The 18385-nt window shown below is 44.1% G+C and carries 14 protein-coding genes and 1 tRNA gene; 7 read left to right on the top strand and 8 right to left on the bottom strand.

Annotated features, from left to right (window positions below):
• Positions 1–308: 308 nt before the first annotated feature.
• From clpX to CH376_RS20815, 5 genes are all read right to left on the bottom strand, one after another.
• Positions 309–1571 (bottom strand): ATP-dependent Clp protease ATP-binding subunit ClpX, encoded by a 1263-nt coding sequence (clpX, locus tag CH376_RS20835; protein ID WP_100784382.1) that lies wholly within the window; start codon positions 1569–1571, stop codon positions 309–311.
• Positions 1572–1585: 14 nt separating this feature from the next.
• Complete coding sequence (clpP, locus tag CH376_RS20830; RefSeq protein WP_100784380.1) at positions 1586–2200, bottom strand: ATP-dependent Clp endopeptidase proteolytic subunit ClpP; 615 nt, start codon at positions 2198–2200, stop codon at positions 1586–1588.
• Positions 2197–3552: a trigger factor gene (gene tig / locus CH376_RS20825; RefSeq protein WP_100784378.1), complete on the bottom strand. Its 1356-nt coding sequence runs from the start codon at positions 3550–3552 to the stop codon at positions 2197–2199. Before tig ends, clpP begins: the two co-directional genes overlap by 4 nt.
• A 39-nt stretch (positions 3553–3591) precedes the next feature.
• A tRNA-Gly gene (locus CH376_RS20820) sits at positions 3592–3663 on the bottom strand.
• A gap of 62 nt (positions 3664–3725) precedes the next feature.
• Complete coding sequence (locus CH376_RS20815) at positions 3726–4445, bottom strand: arylesterase (protein ID WP_100784507.1); 720 nt, start codon at positions 4443–4445, stop codon at positions 3726–3728.
• Between the two features lie 64 nt (positions 4446–4509).
• Between CH376_RS20815 and CH376_RS20810 the strand changes: the two genes are divergently transcribed.
• From CH376_RS20810 to CH376_RS20795, 3 genes are all read left to right on the top strand, one after another.
• Complete coding sequence (locus tag CH376_RS20810; RefSeq protein WP_167883215.1) at positions 4510–6243, top strand: glycoside hydrolase family 3 protein; 1734 nt, start codon at positions 4510–4512, stop codon at positions 6241–6243.
• 222 nt (positions 6244–6465) lie between these two features.
• Positions 6466–7638, top strand: coding sequence for a radical SAM family heme chaperone HemW (gene hemW, locus CH376_RS20800; RefSeq protein ID WP_100784374.1), 1173 nt, complete (start codon positions 6466–6468; stop codon positions 7636–7638).
• A gap of 264 nt (positions 7639–7902) precedes the next feature.
• Complete coding sequence (locus CH376_RS20795; protein WP_100784372.1) at positions 7903–8304, top strand: hotdog family protein; 402 nt, start codon at positions 7903–7905, stop codon at positions 8302–8304.
• Between the two features lie 102 nt (positions 8305–8406).
• On the opposite strand, the gene ilvN is transcribed toward CH376_RS20795, so the two are convergent.
• Complete coding sequence (gene ilvN / locus CH376_RS20790; RefSeq protein WP_100784370.1) at positions 8407–8892, bottom strand: acetolactate synthase small subunit; 486 nt, start codon at positions 8890–8892, stop codon at positions 8407–8409.
• A complete protein-coding gene (gene ilvB / locus CH376_RS20785; protein ID WP_100784369.1) occupies positions 8889–10598 on the bottom strand; it encodes a biosynthetic-type acetolactate synthase large subunit in 1710 nt (569 codons plus the stop codon). Before ilvB ends, ilvN begins: the two co-directional genes overlap by 4 nt.
• 643 nt (positions 10599–11241) lie before the next feature.
• Between ilvB and CH376_RS20770 the strand changes: the two genes are divergently transcribed.
• Positions 11242–12351: a tetratricopeptide repeat protein gene (locus CH376_RS20770; RefSeq protein ID WP_100784367.1), complete on the top strand. Its 1110-nt coding sequence runs from the start codon at positions 11242–11244 to the stop codon at positions 12349–12351.
• Here CH376_RS20770 and CH376_RS20765 read toward each other — a convergent pair.
• A complete protein-coding gene (locus tag CH376_RS20765; protein ID WP_100784366.1) occupies positions 12328–13254 on the bottom strand; it encodes a metallophosphoesterase in 927 nt (308 codons plus the stop codon). The two genes, CH376_RS20770 and CH376_RS20765, sit on opposite strands and share 24 nt — an antisense overlap.
• Positions 13255–13358: 104 nt before the next feature.
• On the opposite strand from CH376_RS20765, the gene CH376_RS20760 reads away from it, so the two are divergent.
• The 3 genes from CH376_RS20760 (at position 13359) to CH376_RS20745 (ending at position 17990) form a co-directional block, all read left to right on the top strand.
• The gene (locus CH376_RS20760; protein WP_100784364.1) at positions 13359–15896 is read left to right on the top strand and encodes a methyl-accepting chemotaxis protein; all 2538 of its coding nucleotides are present in this window, start codon (positions 13359–13361) and stop codon (positions 15894–15896) included.
• Positions 15897–15968: 72 nt separating this feature from the next.
• On the top strand, positions 15969–16238 hold the full coding sequence (locus CH376_RS20755; RefSeq protein WP_100784506.1) for a hypothetical protein: 270 nt from the start codon (positions 15969–15971) through the stop codon (positions 16236–16238).
• An 870-nt stretch (positions 16239–17108) separates the two neighbouring features.
• Entirely contained in the window at positions 17109–17990 is an 882-nt protein-coding gene (locus CH376_RS20745; RefSeq protein WP_125231905.1) for a hypothetical protein, read from the top strand.
• Positions 17991–18385: the final 395 nt, after the last annotated feature.

Raw genomic sequence — 18385 nt, 5'->3', positions numbered from 1 at the left:
GGAAATTCTTTGTAGGAGTTCCGACAAAGAAAGCCGAGCTTTTTACTTGCAAAATTAGAATTTTGTGATAGAGAAAAGTCTCCCGAGCTTTCCCGCCACCACTCCCCTCCACCCAAGATCAGGGTGGGGCCCGCGACTTTTACGGTAGATTCGTAGGTCCTACGGAAGTAACTTGAAAGCAAATCTCTGCACGAGAAAAATTCCGCAACCAAAGAGCCGATGGTTTTTCAAATCCAAGGGAATACAAATGAGTTTACACAAGTAAACCCAGAGAGTTACTGCTCTACCTTTTGGACCTCGAGTGAAAATTAAGCGATTTTGGATTCTTTTTTAAGAATCAGTGTAGGCATCACTCGATCGGTGATCACCTCTCCCGTGATGATCACTTCTTCTATGTCCTTGCGAGAAGGGATATCAAACATCAGATCCAACATAATGTTTTCAACGATGGCCCTGAGCCCTCTGGCTCCGGATTCTCTCTTGATCGCAAGTTCGGCGATTCTATCGATCGCGTCTTCCCGGAAAGTAAGTTTTACATTCTCGAGTTCTAATAAACGAGTGTACTGTTTGAGAACGGAATTCTTCGGTTCGCGGAAGATTTGTTTGAGCATATCCACATCCAATTCTTGAAGTGTGGCGACGATCGGCAATCTTCCGATAAACTCCGGAATCAGACCGAACTTGATCAGATCTTCCGGAATCACCTGTCCCATCAACGCATCCTTGCTGTCCGACTGAGGTCTCGTCTCTTCGGAACCGAAACCGATCGTCTTTACGCCGGTTCTGGACTTGATGATGTTCGGAAGATCCACAAATGCTCCCCCGAGTATGAACAGAATATTTTTAGTATCAACTTGTAAGTATTCCTGATGAGGATGTTTTCTTCCACCCTGAGGAGGAACGTTCGCAACGGTTCCTTCTATGATTTTAAGAAGAGCTTGTTGGACCCCTTCTCCGCTCACGTCTCTTGTAATCGAAGCGCTGTCCGATTTACGCGCGATCTTGTCGACCTCGTCGATATAGATGATTCCAATCTCTGCTTTTTTGATATCATTGTCCGCATTTTGGATAAGTTTGAGAATGATGTTTTCTACGTCTTCTCCCACATAACCCGCTTCGGTCAATGCGGTCGCGTCCACGATCGCAAACGGAACCTTGATGATTCTTGCTAGGGTTTGAGCGAGGAGAGTTTTCCCGCTTCCGGTCGGGCCGATGAGAAGAATATTCGATTTTTCGATTTCGATATCGGATTTTTTTTCTTTGAGATTTACGCGCTTGTAGTGGTTGTAAACCGCAACGGAGAGAGCTTTCTTCGCATGATCTTGACCGATCACGTACTGATCCAAAATGGATTTGATATCCGCGGGACTTGGAACCTCGCTGAATACTTCCGACTTTTCGTGGGTATGATCGTGGTCTTCCGCAATGATTTCGTTACAGAGAGAAATACACTCGTCGCAGATATAAACACCCGGACCGGCGACTAAACGTTTTACTGCATCTTGTTCTTTTCCGCAAAAAGAGCAGAATAGTTTTTGTTTACCGTTGGTTCCCGGTGTTTTCTTCGCCAAGGGATTTCTCCTGATTAAGCTGGGGCTGCGACTTGCGCCGTTTTACTTCGGTCGATATCGATCACGGTATCTAAGATTCCGTAATTCTTCGCTTCTTCCGCGGTCATATAAAAATTTCTTTCCGTATCTTTCTGAATTTGTTCCACACTCTTTCCGGTGTGTTTGTGATAGATCGCGTTCAGAATTTCCTTCAATTTAAGAACTTCGCGAGCCTGGATCTCGATATCGCTGGCCTGACCGGTCGCGCCGCCCATCGGCTGGTGCATCATGATTCTAGAATTCGGAAGCGCGGAACGTTTTCCCGGAGCGCCGCCCGCCAAAAGAAGAGCCGCCATGGAAGAAGCCTGACCCAAACAAAGAGTTCTCACATCCGGTTTGATATATTGCATCGTATCGTAGATTGCGAGACCGGAAGAAACGTAACCTCCGGGAGAATTGAGATAAAGATAAATATCTCTCTCCGGGTTTTCAGCCTCCAAAAATAACAATTGGGCCGTAATCACGTTCGCGTAGTCGTCGTTGATTGCATTCCCGAGAAAGATGATTCTATCTTTTAAAAGTCGGGAAAAGATATCGTAAGAACGCTCTCCCCTGCTCGTTTGCTCGATCACATACGGAATTACGCTCATGCTTTCTGCTCTTCCTTTTGGTTCAGATATTCTTTTACCTGACCAATGCTCAATTTGTCAGTATATTTCTTTTCTACAAGATCAAAGAGGGTATCATCCACTTTTTTCGCGAAAAAATTCTCTCGATAATTATCCATGAGTTTTCCCTTTTCCAGCTCTTTTTTAAGATCGGACAGAGAAATCTGGTAACTTGACGCAAGTTTTTCTAAATCTGCGTCAAAATCCGAATCGGAATAAGCGATGTTCTCCGTCTGAGCGATCTTTTGACGGGTAAAAAAGTGTTTCAGTCGGGATTCTGCGAGATTTTTGAAGGATTCCTGCACTTCTTTCAGATCCTTTTTGATCATCTCCGCGTATTTTTCCATCGTAATATGAGGAAGACGGAATTCGTGGATCATATTGTGGAAAACGTGTTCGGATTCTTCTTTTACATAAGATTCCGGGAAGATAAACTTAGAATCGTCGATGACTTCCTTGTAAATCTCCTCCATTTTCTTATTCTTCACCCCTTCCTCAAAACGTTCCTTCAGATTCTTGCGAATTTTATCCTTGAGAGCGCTCAAAGACTCGGATCCGTCGAATTCGGAGGCGAGGTCGTCGTCCACATTCGGAAGAATGTTTGCATACTGAGCTTTTACCGTAACGGAATACTCGAAGGATTTGCCCGCAACTTCGTTCTGCGCGTAGTCCTCAGGGAATGCGTGCACAAAGTCCTTGCTGTCTCCGGTTTTCAGTCCGAAAAGATTCTCGTCAAAACCTTTGAGATTGCTCTCGTGTCCGAGGTGGTAGTCGTTCGAAGTGTTGCTTGCGTTTTTCGGTTCTTGACCGGATTCGCGAACGATATATTCCATATCGATAATGTCCCCGCTCGCGGTGACTTGGCCCTCTTCTTTTAATTGTTTGCGGGCCAATTGTTTACGAATGGTTTCGATTTCTTCCTGAACGTCCGCGTCGGAAACTACGACTTCAGGAAGTTTGATCTTGATTTTCTTATATTTACCGAGAGTGATTTCCGGATTGGTTTCGTAAACCGCAGTTGCGATCAGAGTTTTTCCGGGTTGATAGTCTTGGATTTCGAATTTTGGAAACCGGACCATCGGATGTTCCAATTTTGCGAGAATGGAAGTCATTCCGTCCACGATCAGAGTATTGATCGCGTCACTCGCCACCGCGTCTCCAAGATGACGTTTCACCATTTGCAGCGGAGCCTTGCCTTGGCGGAAGCCGGGAATTTTTACGTCTTTTTGTTTTTCCGCGTAAGTTTTTTCAAAAGCCTTCTCGATATCGGAAGCCTCGAAAGTGAGTTTAATATCAACGGTCGCGTTAGAATTCTTTTTTGTTTTATAATCCATGATGTAAATGGGCCTGGAGGAGAAGAGTATAGAAGAAAAAGCGGGAAACGGGATTCGAACCCGCGACCCCCTCCTTGGCAAGGAGGTGCTCTACCACTGAGCTATTCCCGCGATTATTCAGGTAGATCCATGATTTTCGGCAAAAGTCCGGTGTAAACTCACTTTTTGGAGAATCATCTTTTCCTCAGAATTTTTTGAAAGAACGGCAAAAGATTTTTCGCAAGGATCCGATGTCCTTCTGCAGTGGGATGAATCCCGTCTTTTTGATTGAGTTTTTTATTTCCTGCGACCCCGTCCAAAAAAAACGGAACCAGAGGAACGTTTTCTTCCTTTGCGATCTTCGGAAAAATGGATTCGAATCTTTTTCTATATTCTTTTCCGAGATTGGGAAAGGTTCTCATCCCGATGAGAAGAAATTTCGCCTTAGGATTTTTCTTTCTTACCCTCGAAAGAATTTCCTTTAGATTCTTTTCCGTTTGATCCGGAGAAATTCCCCGCATAGAATCGTTGGCTCCGAGCTCGAGGACAAAAAGATCGAAGGAATTGGAGAGCGCCCAATCCAAACGCGAAAGTCCTCCCGAACTCGTATCCCCGCTCATCCCTGCATTCACCGACTTTACCGCAATTCCTTGTTTGGAAAGTTCTTTCTCAAGAACCGCCGGAAACGCTTCCTCCGGAGAATGTAGACCGAGACCCGCCGTAAGACTGTCTCCGAAAAAAAGAATTCGGACGGGAGAAATATCCGAATCCGCGTGAAGAGATGTAAGACAAAAAGAACTTAGAATGATAAGAACCGGTCCCAAAACTGAGACAGGTTGTTGCAGCTTGACCTTTCTGACAAAGTAAAATAAGGTTTTGAGACATGCTGTAAGTAAGAGTTTAAAACGAATCATAACAAGGACCTGCCCGAAGGAATTTGTTTTTACAGAATTGAACGTTCTTATATCCTGTCAAACTATGATCCGACGTTTCCTCTTTGTGTTCCTTCTTCTTTTGGCTTTCCTTACGGCATTTTACTACATTCCCTCCTATCAACAAGAACTCCAAGCCGACGGTTGGGACGGTTATTTAGAATCTCAGGCGAAAGCCATCGTTGACAAAATGTCTCCCGAAGAATTGGCGGGCCAAGTCATCCACGTCGCAATCCCGGGGAAAACCTTGGACCAGACGGCGGAAAAAGAAATTCAGGAAATTCTTCCCGGAGGGATCATCCTTTTTGGAATGAATCTGGGGACCAAACAGGAAATTCTCAAACTCAACTTCGAACTTCAGAAAAAAAGTTTGGAAGCCTCGAAACTTCCTCTTCTCATTTCCGTGGACCAGGAAGGCGGAAGGGTTCTTCGAGTAAAAGACGGGGTCACTCAGTTTCCGGGTGCGATGGCGCTCGGACAAGCGAAGAATGCGGACTACGCATACAAGGTAGGATTTGTCACTTCGTTTCAACTCCGAAAACTCGGACTCAATTTCGTTTTCGCACCGGACTTGGACATCAACAACAATCCGGACAATCCGGTCATCAATACTCGTTCTTTGGGGAGCACTCCCGAGATGGTTTCGAAGGCCGGAATCGGTTATGAAAAAGGAGCGAGACTCGGAGGAGCGATCCCTACGATCAAACACTTTCCGGGACACGGAGACACAAACGTAGACAGTCACCTCGGACTTCCTAAGATCGATAAGAATCTGGAAGAATTGGAAAAGATGGAACTCATTCCTTTTAAGGAATCGATCGAACAAGGCGCCGAAGTCGTGATGAGCGCGCATATCCTCTATCCGAAATTGGATCCAAATCTCCCGGCAACGCTCTCTTCCAAAATTCTTACAGGAATCCTAAGAGAAAGAATGGGTTTCAAAGGTGTGATCATCACCGATGCTATGGAGATGAACGCGATCTCCGTTCACTACAAGGACTCCGATCCGGGAGTTTTAGCTATATTAGCAGGCGCTGATATACTTCTTATGACGAGCTGGGGAAAAACCACGCGCGATATGAGAGATCAGGTTTTGAACGCCTACAAAAAAGGAACCTTTCAAAAAGGGGAAAGAGATCTTCTGAAGGAAGCGGCGTTCAGACAAATTCTTCTCAAGCTCAAACACGGAATCATCTACGAGTTCTCTGCAAAAAAATCGAATCCGAAATCTTTGTCTCCGATGGAGGAAAAGGAAATCACTTTCTTTCAGGATCAGATCGCGGAAAGAGAAAAGATCTTTTTGGAAATTTTTTCTCCTAATCTAAACACGGACGTCTCCCGGGCTTCCATCGTTTCTTTTCCCGAAACCTTCGTTCCCAACTCGGTTAAACCCGAAGAGACAATCTTCGCAGTCAAAGGTAAGGAATTTGAAGGCGTTCTTGCTGAAAAAAATCTCGCGAACGCCAGCGCGGGTAAAATCACCGCGCTCCTGAAAGAAAATAAATTCAAAAGAATCGTTCTTACTTCGTTCAGCCAGTTGGAACTCGATCTCGCGGCCGGGTTGGCCAAACGTTATCCGGCACTGGAAGTCGTTTGTCTTCACTATGGAACTCCATTCTTAAAATTGAATACTCTTTCAAATCTAAAAATTTTATTTTCTTTTTCTCCGACCGTAGAATCTAAAAAGGCGCTCCTTTATTCCGTTGTGGAAAGAACGACTCCGGTTCCTGTCGTCGATTTGATTTTGAAAAGCTCGAACGAAAAGACCGTTGTGAAATAAGGTCAAAATCGTTGAGATCCAATCGGATCGTAGGAGTTCCTACGAAAAGTCTCGCGGGATTCTACTTGCGAGAAATCTGTTTTTCTGATAAAGGAAAGTCTCCCGATTTTTTTTCCACCTCCCACCCCTCCACCCAAGATCAGGGCGGGGCGCGCAAGTTTTTACGGGAGATCGTCGGAGTTCCTACAATTCTTTCCAATTTCAATTCTTCGCGAGTAAGCCTTGAAAAACGATAGAAACGATTTAAAAAATCCGATTTCCAAGACCGGAGCCCCCGGGATCTACGTCCACTACCCGTATTGCATTCAAAAATGTGAATATTGTGATTTTTTTTCGATAGGAAACGGACAGTCTTCGATCCCGGACGAGGCAGGTCTTTTTTCAAGATATAAGGAGGAAATTCGCCGAAGAATTCTGGACAATCCTTCCATCGCAAATTTTCAATTCGATACGATCTTTTTCGGAGGAGGAACTCCAAGCCGCGCGGACCTCGGTCAAATTCGAGAACTCATTCTTTTCTTAAAACAAAATCTAAAACTTTCACCGCAAACGGAAATCACGATGGAATGCAATCCGGAAGATATCACATCCGAATTTCTGAGTTCCCTTTCGGAAATAGGAATCGATCGGATTTCCGTGGGAATCCAGAGCTTTCAACCGGAAAGACTTCGTTTTTTGGGGAGACACTACGATCCGCAGCGATACGAAACCATTTTAGAAACCGTAAAAAATTCTCCGATCCAAAATTTTTCGGCGGATCTGATCTATGGAATCCCGGGCCAGACGATCGAAGAAATTCTCAAAGACATTCGTCAGGTTTTATCCTACGGAGGAAAACATATCAGCCTCTACGCGCTGACCGTGGAAAAGGGAACCGAATATTCAAGAAAGGTAATGGACCGACTTCTCCCCGCACCGGAGGAAGCAATCCAGGAAGAAATTCTCAAAAGACTTCCCGAACTCCTTTCCCATTTTGAAATGACTCAATACGAGGTAAGCAACTATTCAAAACCCGGATTCCAATCCAGACACAATCTCAAATACTGGACGATGGAATACTATCTTGGAATCGGCCCCGGAGCTCACGGATTTCTTCCAAGCGGAAGATATTCCAACCCGAGAAACGTGGAAAAATACAAACGAAAAGAATTCTCCGTCGAATACACCCCTCCCGATATTTTTGAAGAATTGACCCTTTCCCTCTTTCGCTTATTTCAACCCGTCGATCTGAATTCTTTTTATCACCTCATTCCGGAAAAAAAAGAAAGTTTAGAACGAGCCCTTCTGGGTTTAGAAAAGGACGGCAAGGCCGATTTTCAAAACGGAATCTTTTCTTGGAAACCGGAATCCGTCCTTTTCCTGGATTTCGAAATCCTAAAACTCGCTTCCTTATAATTCGGTTTCTTTTTTGAATCTTTTTTAACACAAAGAACTAAAGAAAGAATTTTTTCGAAACACAATTATATTCAAAAATAATTGTATACAATTTTTCATATATACCCGATCGATAATCCAACAAAGAAAATTTTCGTTTGGCATTTCCCAAAATGAACAATCAATTTGCCCGCAAAACGAAAGATAAGGATTTCCAAATCAAATCTCGTTCAAATATTAACTTCTCATTTTTTATGATATTGAGTTAGACAAGAGACAACAACGATGACCAAAACAAAAACACACGAATACGAAACGTTCCTCCCGTCTCCACAATTCGATGGAAACGGAAATTTGACCTTTGAAAAGCTTCAGACGATTTTAAACGAGGCGAGAAAAGAAGCTCTTCAGGAAATCGAGCTTTATCGTTTTTCTTCCGGAGCCAATTCGATCGAACCCCTGATCCTTTGGTCGGAAAGCGATTTTAAGGAAATCCCCTATTTTTCAGATTCTGTTCTGATTCAAACCGAACTTCAAAATCTTACGGGGCCTCGTTATAAGATTTCACAAAGATTGCTTAGAAAATCGGACTACAGAGTGATCTGCAGATCCAATTCTCTTTGTATTCTTTTTGATTCTCATAAAAAAAGGCCTTGGAAAAAAAGAGAATCGCTGTTAGCCGGTTAAATTAGAAAAATCGAAATTAGCATCGCCGAAAATAAATCCCTTCTACGCGGCGACGGATTCGCTTTCCAATCGCTATAATCCAAACTTAGATTCGGCGAAAAATTATAATCCGATGCTTCTGTAACGAAGCGCAATTTGTCCGGTTCGAACGATTTCTTCGATCCCATACTTGGACATGATTTCAACGATCGCGTTCACCTTTCGAGAATTTCCCGAATATTCTATCGTCAAAGAAGAATGCGTCAAGTCGGCGATCTTCGCCTCGAATACCTCGCAAACGGAAAGAATTTCCGTCCTTGTTGTTTCCGAAAGTTTAACCACTAAAAGCACAAGCTCTCGGCTCACACAATCATGGTACGCCAGATCCTCCACATCCAAAACGTCGGGGAGTTTATAGAGTTGTCTCTTGACCTGATCCACCGTGGATTCGTCGCCTTTGACGACGATGACCATACTGGAAACTTCGGGATTTACCGTGACACCGACCGCGATCGAATCTATATTATAACTTCTGCGAGTAAATAAACCGGAAACATGGCTCATTACCCCGGGATGATTGTTTACCAGAATTTTCAGAATGTGTTTCATGCTTTTTTGAGTCCGGCCAAATCCTTAAATTCGATCATATCCTTTTGCGATTTTCCTGCGGGAATCATCGGAAATACTTTTTCTTCGGCAGGGATCATCACTTCCAAAAGAGCCGCTCCGTCGTCTTTGAGAAAAAAATCGATCGCCTTATCTATCTCCGATTTATCGGAAACCTTCATTGCGGGAATCGAATACGCTTCCGCCAGTTTTACAAAGTCGGGATTGAAGTTCCATTCCGACTGAGAAAATCTTTCTTCATAAAAGAGTTCCTGCCACTGACGAACCATTCCCAAAAAGTTATTATTAAAGATAAGAATTTTGACTCCCAGTTTATTGGCCGCGATCGTCGCGAGCTCCTGGATGTTCATCTGAATCGAACCGTCTCCGGAAACACAGATCGTCGTCTTATCCGGTCTTCCAAACTTGGCTCCAATCGCTGCCGGAAGTCCGTATCCCATCGTCCCGAGTCCTCCCGAGGTAAGCCAATTGTTCGGTTCGTCAAAAAGGAAATATTGCGCGGCCCACATCTGATGTTGCCCGACATCCGTTGAAACGATCGCATTGCCTTGCGTCTTTTTGTAAAGACGGTCCAAAAAGTCCTGCGGTTTGATCGTGGAACCCGAATTGTCAAAATCCAGAGGATGATCTTTTTTTAAACCTTGAAGATAATTGGTCCAAGAAGAGCGGTCCGTCTTTTTTACAAAAGGAAGAATCGCCTGGATAGCGTCCTTCAAATCGCCGTGCAAAAGATGATCCACTTGAATCCGTTTATTAAATTCGGCCGTATCGATATCGACGTGAGCTCGAACCGCTTTTTCCGCGAATTCTCCGATCTTAGCGACACGATCGTCGAACCTGGCGCCCAAATTTAGAATATAATCACATTCTAATACGGCCTTGTTCGCAGCCGCGGTCCCGTGCATTCCGAGCATTCCCAAACTCAGCGCGTGAGTTCCAGGAAAGGCTCCGATTCCCATCAGAGTCGTAGTCACCGGAATGCCGGCCTTTGTCGCAAGTTCGAAAATTTCTTTGTGCGCGTTTGCGTTGATGGCTCCGCCGCCCACGTAAAGAAGAGGTTTTTTAGCGGAATTCAAAGCCTCGGCAAACCCTTCCAAGTTTCCCTTTACTTCGGGTTTTTTATAGTGATGTGGGGCGATTTTCAGACGAGTCGCCTTTCGCACGTTAGTCAGCTCGGTCTGAACGTCCTTCGGAAAATCCAAAAGGACCGGACCGGGTCGACCGCCTAACGCGATTAAGGTTGCTTCCTCGAAATGCCTGGCGATATCGTCCGCGGATTTCATGAGTGCGTTGTATTTTGTAATGGGAATCGTGATCCCGAATATATCGGCTTCCTGAAAAGCGTCGGTTCCGATCGTGTTCGTCGCGACCTGACCCGTGATCGCAAGTATCGGAACCGAATCCAGCTTTGCGTCGGTAAGTCCTGTGACAAGATTGGTCGCGCCGGGTCCGGATGTTGCAATGCACACACCGAGTTTTCCGGTCGCTCTCGCATAACCTTCGGCCATGTGAATGGCGCCTTGCTCGTGTCTTACCAAGATATGTTTGATTTTCTTACTCTTGTAGATCTCGTCATAAAAGGGTAGAATGGCTCCGCCAGGATAACCAAAGACGATATCGACTTCGTATTCTTCCAGAAGTTCCACCATCAATCTAGCGCCTGTAATTCTTCCTGATTCTGCGGACATGGTCCCTCCCCTTACGTCCATAAAGATACTGGAAAGGCTACTGTCAAGAGGAACCGGATGCAAGGAGATTCGTTCTACGCGGTCGGAAGCCGAGTTTTATCGGGTTTCCTTCGTTCAAAAATATAATAAGCAAAGAAGGTTCTCTTCGATGGTTTTCCCTTTGTAGGAATGAAGTTGTATTCTTCATTTTGAAAGAGTAATATGAAAATTGCCCTTGAAATAAACACCGTGGAAATTTCTATACGGCCGAAAGAAATTAGCGTTCGAAAAAGAATTTTGCGATGAACAAGGAATTGGCGAGTCCTCGACAAACCGATCGGAATGAACGGCAAAAAATTGACCGATCCGACCCAAATGAGTGATTTTCAGATAAGATATTTCCTCGTCGCTCTTTCGGAACCGACATTCGAAGAGATCGTTCTAAGTAAAAAGAGAACGGAAATTTTTTTCCAAAATCCAATAGATAAAAAGGGCTAATTTTCGATGCAAATTACTTTTTACTTTCGGATTCTTGCAATCTGTTCTTATTTTCTTTACAGAATATTTAAGCCTCAAAAGAATATTCAATCAAAGTCGAACGTCCAAAAAAAATAATGCGAATTCGAAAATTGGAAGAGCGTAAACATTAAAAAGAGAGAATCAAATGGAAAATCCTAATATTGAAAAAGAAGAAGAGGACAAACAATTCGCGATCATCAAAAGTCTCGCGAAGGAAGCCTACAAACTATTAGATTCTCATCAATTTCCCAAAGCGGAAGCCAAACTCAAAGAGCTTTTGGAAAAGGATCCCCACAATACCTACGGCCTTGTAGGAATGGGAGATCTCTTTTTTAAGAAAAAAGATTATAAGAATGCAATAGAATATTATCATAAATGTATACAGGAAGATCCTTCCAACAAGTTTTCCCTGATGGGACTCATGAACTGTTATCGGGAAATGAATCTTCTTTCCCGAGTGATCGAAGTCGCCGAAGAATACAGACATATCACGATCACGGACGCCTCGATCTTAAGCCGTGTAGCCGACGCCCATCGCAAGCTCAAGAACTTTAAAGAATCCGAAATCTATTATATGCAGGCCCTTCAGATCAATCCCAAAGATCAATATGTGATCGTGGGTTTGGGGCATCTTTACTTTGCGTGTCAGAAATACAAGGACGCGATCCACTGGTGGGAGAAACTTCTTCTCATCCAACCGGACAATATCAAGATATTGACCGAGATCGGAAATTCTTATCGCAAAATCAAAGACTACGACGAGGCGATTCAGTATTATCACCGCGCAGCGGAACTCGATCGGAAGAATTTTTTCGCGTTATACGGTCTTGCCGAAAGTTACCGAGGCAAAAAGGATTTCCACAAAGCGAACCAGTATTGGGAAAGAATTTTGGAATTCGATCCCGACAACAAGCTCATCATCAATCGTTACGCCGACAGCTTGCGCGGAATGGGAGAATTCGACAAGGCACTCGAATGTTTCAACAGAATTCTCGCGGAAGGAGAAGATTACTTCGCCCTTCTTGGAAAGGCATCCTCTCTCAAGCTGATCGGAAAACGGGACAAGGCGGAAGAAATCTATCTCGACCTCCACAAAAAATTCCCTATGGATCCGAGACCTCTTCTTGAATTATCCGATCTTTACGTGGAATTGGAAAAGCCGACCGAAGCGGTGCGCCTACTTGAGGATTTTCAGAAAAAACAACCTCTGAACGAAGAGATCAAACTCAAACTAGAAAGTATCCGAGGAGAATAAGACCTCTTCATCCGGGAGGGAAATTCTTTCCTCCCCTTTCTTTCCTACGAAAATTTCCTGACAATCCCAAACTCCGTTCTTTCGTTCGAGTCGGACATGATGGCGAAACGAGTTTCCCTCTTTGTCTTTGAGAATTCTCGGAACCTTCGCCGCATTGACCGCGTGAGTAGAATTCTCGTTTACCTTCCAAGTTCGATCCCGACCTAAGTCGCGGATATGATGATGCATGTGACCCGCGAGAACGAGCGAAACCTTTTCTCCGCGTTCTTTTAGAAACTCAATGAAATGCAGTAAGTCCCGGTCCCCCCAATCTCCGCCCTTCTTCCTAAAATCGCATCCCCAGATATCGTCCCGTTTGGATCCGTATCCGGCGGGTCCGTTGTGTGCCAATAAGACACATTCCTTGCCTTGGATCTTCGGATAAAGACTCTTCATCCTTTCAAAAGATTCCCTCTCCGAAGAGACTCCGAATTCTTTTTTGAGCAAGGGAAGAAAGTTCAAACTTCCTCCCATGGAAAGGGGACGGGCGCCTACGAGCACCGTTTTTGAATCCAAGTCCGCGACTGAATATCCCATACAAATCGTGTCACCCATCCGTCTTTTAAGACGAGTTAGACGAAATCGATGTCCGATTCCTCCAAGACGTATCATCCATTTTGAATGTAGTATTTCTCCGAGCAACTGAACTGCGTTCGTGGAGTCGTGATTGCCGGGAATCCAATAGACTTTCTTTTTTAGATTCGCGATTCCTCGAGTCACCTTCAACCCGGAGAGAGGAAGATATCCTGGAAAATCTCCCGTTATTAAAATCGCATCGTAATTCGAGTTGTCAAAGTACTCGTTGTCCTTTCGATCCCAAAATCCGTGAATGTCCCCGACGAGCGCTAACTTAAGATTTTCCATCCGTATTTTAGATTCTCCTTGTATTCAAGAGTGTAAATCCTGAAATTTACCGAAAAGAAGCAAAAACCGATGCGTCTCGCTTCGGTTGATATCGGGAACGCCTCATGGATGAAATTACAAAGTCGATCCGCAAATTTACACTTCAGTTTGTTCTCATTACCGAAGTAGTCGGTTACGTCATCACGGTTGGAACGGCGATCGTTTTTTTTCAGACTTTCCTGGAAATGGATCCGGAACAACTTAGATTCGCAGTATACATCACGCTTGGAACGACTTTTTTTACGCTCGTCTACACCGTCTTCTCGGACAAACGAAGACTAAAACCGATCCGGGATTACAGCGATACGATCGAACGGGGAATCATCGACAAGGACACGGCTCTCAACGCGCAAAAATCGGTGCTGAGACTTCCGATCGGACATTCGATCGAAATCGCTTCGAGAATTTTTGTCACCGGACTTGTCATCGTCTTATTGTTGAGTCGTTTTGCTACTTTGGACAAGTCGGATTATTACAATCTTCTTTCCATCATTCTTCTGCTCGCTCTTTCCGTGGGAGTTTATACGTTTCTGGTTTCGGAAAGACTCACTTCCAAGCTGATCGAATCGGGCGCCTTCAGTAATATCGACACATCGAGTCTGGTAAGAATCAAACTCACCCGTTCTCTCACGATCACTTTTATCTTTATCGTGATCATACTTGCGATCGGAGTTTCCAGCCTCGTTTTTAAACTCAACTACACCGCAATCCGAAAATCCTATTTTAATCAGATGATCAACGTGAACGAAACCCTTCACATTCTCACGGAAACGATTTTCGAGGAAGTGCAGGCGGACGCGGAAAGACTTCGTAACGATTCGAATTTCCTTACGTTAGTTTCGCTTGGAAAGGAAAAAGAAACGCAGAAATATTTTGAAAATCTTTTGGGAAGATCTTCCAAGTACGAATCGATCGCGATCATTCGAGCCGACGGAGAAAAATGGAAACTTTTAGCCGCGACCGGAACTCTGGCGCCCAACGGAACTTCTAAACTTTCCGACTATCAGCTTCCGACCGATACGGTCATCGCGGAATCTCTTTTGGCAAAAAAAATCTTTCTGAGCAAGCCGATCGCGTCTCCAGTTTCGGGAACTCCCGTCGTTTTGGCGATAGAATCGATCCCCGGAGAGAAGTCGACGTATCTCGCATTCGGATTAAGAATCGCGGATCTTACCAGCAAATTGATCGGCTCGATCCAAATCGGAAAGTCCGGTTATCCGGGTCTCCTCAATCATGGAGAAGTGATCATCAATCACGTAAACCCCGCCCTCAATCTAAAAAAACTGACTGACTTCCCTTTTTACGAACAGGTTAAGAATTACAAGGACAACGTTCCGGTCCGTTATCTCTTCAACGGAAGATACAAGTATATGATTCTTCGTAAGAATCAAAAATACGACTTTATCACGTTCGCTTCGATTGAAAAAGAAGAGATCGCTGACGAGGCAATCGTTTCCGTTCTTGCGATGGCCGCGATTTCTACGATCGGAATGTTGTTCATCGGATTTCTAATCTACATCATTCTGAAAAAAAGACTTCAGCCTCTCGAAGAAAGTAAGAACGTTTTGGAAGCGATGGCAGACGGAGATCTTACCAAAGGTCTTAAAGTTTTATCTATGGACGAGATCGGAGAAATGTCCATCTCCATCAATTCGTTTAACAAAAAGGTGAAAACGATCTTAGGTAAGATTATCGAGGCCTCGAGCAATCTCGCTTCTTCTTCCGATGAAATGTCGGGAGCTCTCAATTTTATTTCCGACAACGCTCAGAATCAGGCCGCGTCCTCGGAGGAAATATCGGCGTCTATCGAAGAAATTTCGGCGGGAATGGACGGAGTCGAAACCCAAACCAAAGAACAGGTCGGGCTTTTGGATAGACTGGGTCTTGACATGAATAAATTCTCCAATTCCATCCATGAAACTTCCGTAAATCTCGAAAAGACGATGTCGGACGTGGAAAGAATTACGGAAGAAGCGAAAAAAGGCGGAAGCGCCTTGGAGCTCACAAATCAATCGATCACGAAGATCAGCCGTAGCTCGGAAGATATCACGGGAGTTATGGAGATCATCAACACAATCTCGGAGCAGATTCATTTACTCGCGCTCAATGCGGCGATCGAAGCGGCGAGAGCGGGTTCCGCCGGAAAAGGTTTCGCGGTAGTCGCGGACGAGATTTCCAAACTCGCGGATAAAACGACGAACAGTATCAAAGACATCGAAGAAATCATCCAAGGGAACGAAGCCGAAATCGGAAACGGAATCAGAAACATTACGAACACCGTCACCGTCATTTCGGGAATCATCCAGGGAATTTCCGAGATCAACCGCCAGATGAAGATCGTAAATCAGTTTATGGAAGATCAGCTTTCCAAAAACGATCAGATGAATCTTACAGCAAAAGAAGTCAAAGGAAGATCGGACGTGATTCAAGTCGCGGTAAGAGAACAAAAGATAGCGATCGAAGAAATTTCGAGAACGATCACGACGATCAACGACCTCAATCAATCTTCCGCCGCTTCTTCGGAAGAGTTGAGCTCGAGTTCGATCGGTCTTGCAAGACTCGCGGAAGATCTGAAAAAGGAAGTGGAATTTTTCAAACTCTAAAGAGCGATAAAGAGAGTCTCGGCGTCCGCAAAAACCCTTGATTTTTCCCCCCTTCCTTTTAGTTTGAACTTTATGGAATGGGAAAAGATACTCAGAGACTCCGTTAAGGACAATAAGATCAAGGAGTTGCATCTCAGAAAAGTTCCGACTCTCAAGACGTGTGACGACTGGAGCAAGGTCAGAGAAATCGGACTGATCGATCATAAGACCAAGTATGCGCACTACAAAGGCGGTTTGGTAAAATACGGAGAAGCCTTATTCTTCGTGACCGACGAAAGACTCCAAGCGATCGCTCCCTACCGTAAATGGGAATTCAAAGGTAAAATTAAAGTAGAAGAGTAATCCTACCGCATCCTTTCCGAGCTTTCGAGCTCGGAAAACGAGATTCTTTTTTCTTTCCTTCTTACCTCAAAATAAAAAATCGGAAATCCTTCTTATCGAACCTTCTCCAAAAAAGTTTCGGCTTCAATCATCGTCTTTACGGAACTCATCTATCCCTCGGTTTCAATAAATTTCAAACAGCACCCTGCGGTGAATTCCATTTGTGAATAACCTTCTGCCAATAAAAAGATCACCGTGATCGTCGATTTTCAGACCCAAACGTTCCCCAGGTGAACGAAGTATTTTCTTCCTGGAAGGCCCATTTTTCTTTCGAGGAAGAATTCGACGATTGAACGGGAGTCTCGGGGAATATTCCTATTATCGAATCAGAACATTGGAAAACGAAGCGACCAATCTCTAAGAAGTAAGTTCCACCTAACATTCGTTAGACACTATAAAGGTAAGAATGTAGATTCGATCAAAAAGAACGCTCCCATTATATTCAAAAAATAATCGGAAAAAAACCGATTCTTTACCTCCTGGTAATTGGCGAAAAGGAGGAAACATCATAGAATCAGGTCCATTGGTGTGAAAATAATCGAATCGTTTTTTTGTGATCAGATAGAAAACCGTTTCGAATTTTGATTCGAAACGACCCTTCGGCATCGAGAAGCATTCAGGATTTACTTTGTTCGCGGGAGCTCTTTTTTTTTCACACCTAAAGCTACAAAGAACGGAATCTCAGCACTCGTTGTTTGAGCTTTTGAAAAAAGAAGAAGAAAACTAACGGAAATTCAAATTTATATGCAGCGGGATCGAATGAACGAAACAAAACAAACAGCGGCCAATTTTAAACCTCGAAAATTTTTAGCATTCAGCTTAAGAACCGTAGTGCTCTCATTTATTGTGAGCCTATCCTTGTTTTGCAGAGAAGGAACGCCTAACGAAGATTTAACGAAAACGATCGGAGCGCTTTTAAACGGAAACGATCCTTCGATTACTTCCGATTCACCGATCCTCAACGATTTATCGGTGAATACGTTCAATACGATCGGAGGTGATCGGGTAATTCAGATCGGTTTTTCCTTTAAGAACAAACCCAATTCTACCGTAGCAACAAAAGCTTACATCGGACATCCTGATATCATGAAACTCAGCGCGGACGGGTTGACGGTCAAAAGTTTTATAAAAGAAAACCTATCACCCGATTCACCGTTTCCGGACCGATTTACGTTCATCGTATCGAGTCAAATCCTATCATACAAAATTATCGTGATCTCCGTGAACTCTTTCGGAAAATCGACGAAGGAAATCATCGCAACCGCTTCCGTACCCGTTGCCAACCCCGGTCCAGCACCCAATCCAAACAATCCCAATCCTCCGGAATGTGACGGAGCCGTTTTCGCTCCCACTACGATCGGTAATTGTTCGGGGCACTGTATCCAAGTAACGAAAAATGGAACCGTTTTCGAATTTACAGCCAAGGATACGATTTCCTCGGTCAAAGATTATTTTTATCTCGGACTCGGGCTCAGTAGACCGAGCGGAGTTCCGATTCTCTCAAACTTTCTCGAACTCGGAATCGACATAGAAAACAACCAAGGCACGACGATCGTTCTTGTTCCGCCGAGCACCTATTCTACTCCGAAGATCACCTTTGATTTCCAGAACTACGATACAGCCTGTATAGAAATCAATTCGTATCGAGCTTTCGATTCGGACACAGAAGGTTACTCGGACAGTTTTGTTTCGAAAAAAATTCTTCTTCCTTAATTCTTTTTATTCCAGTCGATTCGAATCGGTTTCCGGTTCGAATCGATTTTTCTTTCTCTCGAATATAAAAATGCATCTCATCTCGATCGAAATTATTTCCAAGTTTTTTCGCAAGAATCGGCAAGGAGAGCCTTCTCGCTCATTCTTAAATCGGCGAAAGATATAGGACGTTATTGAAAAAGGCTTCGATGCTTGCGAAGGGAATGGCAACGGGAAACAGAACGAAGGAGTTCCCACAAATCCTGTCCTTTCAGTGATCGACACGCTTCCGTGCAAAAACGAAGGAGTTCCCACAAATTCCGTTCTTTCAGTGATCGCGCCGCGACCGTGTAAATTGTCAGGCTTTCCCCCAAATTCCGTTATTTAAGTTATGTAACACAATCAGTTTATATTAT

The organism is Leptospira adleri (genome assembly GCF_002811985.1).
Taxonomy (GTDB): Bacteria; Spirochaetota; Leptospiria; order Leptospirales; family Leptospiraceae; genus Leptospira; species Leptospira adleri.
Note: the sequence above shows the minus strand (reverse complement) of the source record. Positions and strands in the feature narration are given on the sequence as shown.